This window comes from Helicobacter sp. MIT 14-3879 (assembly GCF_003364125.1).
Genome location: NZ_NXLP01000145.1, coordinates 1 through 1,561, shown reverse-complemented (window position 1 = coordinate 1,561; position 1,561 = coordinate 1). Strand labels below are relative to the sequence as shown.

Annotated in this window: 2 protein-coding genes; both read left to right on the top strand. The window is 27.7% G+C overall.

What is annotated here, in order from left to right; all coding sequences use genetic code 11:
- Positions 1-131 precede the first annotated feature (131 nt).
- Positions 132-914 (top strand): hypothetical protein, encoded by a 783-nt coding sequence (locus tag CQA44_RS12015; protein WP_115547422.1) that lies wholly within the window; start codon positions 132-134, stop codon positions 912-914.
- Positions 904-1,561: hypothetical protein (locus CQA44_RS12010; RefSeq protein WP_147289806.1), on the top strand; the 658-nt coding region annotated here is incomplete at its 3' end. The genes CQA44_RS12015 and CQA44_RS12010, both read left to right, overlap by 11 nt.

Genomic DNA, 1,561 nt, shown 5'->3' with positions numbered 1-1,561 from the left:
TCTAATTTATACGCTAATTTATACTCTAAAGATTCTAATACAGACTATCTCTATTCTTATCTATTTCATAAAGACTCCTTTCTCTCCCTCTCTAATCTCATACATATTCATAATGATAAGAATGTAGCATAATGAAAAGATTTATAAATTGGTATAACAAAAGCTTAAGAAATAAAGTCATACTTTTTAGCATTATCTTTATATTTGCTTTGATGTATTCATTTCTGCATAGACCTTTGGGATTGGCTATATTTTGTATAGATAGTTATTATGGTAATTCATATAATGAGCTGCAAACGCTAGATAAGCTTAATAAAAATATGATGTATAAAGATATATTTTTACAATTAAGTGATGGGTATAATCTTGCATATAAGGTAAAAAAGCATAAAAAAGAGTTTTTAGAGTATATTAATCATTTTACAACAGATTTATTTTTGGTGAATTTACTAGGATTAGAAGATTGGTATTATCAACCATTGCTTATTAAGGCAAAAATGTATGTGTTGGAGGAAGGTTTCTATACAGCTTATAAAGAGCATAAAAAAATACCCATCACAAAAGAAGATATTAAATCAACTCTGGATTTTTTAAATAGTTTTGATGAGATTGTATTCTTTTTTAATAAAATCTCACTAGAAAATACTCAATACAAAAGATATATGTTGCAGGCAAATTTGATACGATTTCTATTGATTCAGCCTAAAATATCTTTTTTAGTATTTTTAGAAAACAGGTTATGTTCAGTAGTAGATAATCAAGCAAAAATTATAATTTCAGAAATATTAGACAATGTCATTCAAATTTATTCACAAGATTGGGGTGAGTTAGAGGATAATGATATGGTAGAGTTTAATAAAAATGAGGCTTTAAATAAAATAGCTAAATTAAAGGATAAACTCAATGGATGCTAATGAAAACAACCCAAGACAAAACCAAGAAGCTTATGAAGGAATAATAGGAGCATTGCTCAATAATGGTATGCCAAAAGAAATAGCAGATTATGATAAAAAAGCAAAAGAAGCAATAGAAAATAAACAAAGACTACAAAAATACCAAGAAGCATTTGGTGAAACGAGTAGCCTTTTGGGAAATATCAAAAGTGGAATTGATAGCTTAGATAAACAACTTCCTATTTTAGAACCAATCACTATGCCTATAAAAATTCTTATAAAACGAGCAGATAAACTTTTACAGACATTGGATTATACAATAGAGTATAAAATAAATGGCACAAAAGGGGTTATCGTAAAAATTTTAAGTGATTCTGTGGAAAATGCTGTCTTTAGTATAGGTATTGGAATAAGTGTAAGCCTCTCTATTGCTACTGTAATTGCTGGCTATTTTTTATCAATCCCATTAATAGCAACAGGAATTATTGCATTTTTTGTTTTTTCGACAGGAGTTTCTATAACGAATTTGGTAAGTACTTGGATTGGTGATATTTCTAAGGAAGCACTAAATTTTGCCTATGAACACATTTATCTTCCCACAAAGAATACTTGGAAAGATTTAAAAAATGGCTTTGATTATTTATTAAGTGGAGATTGGTATAAAGAAT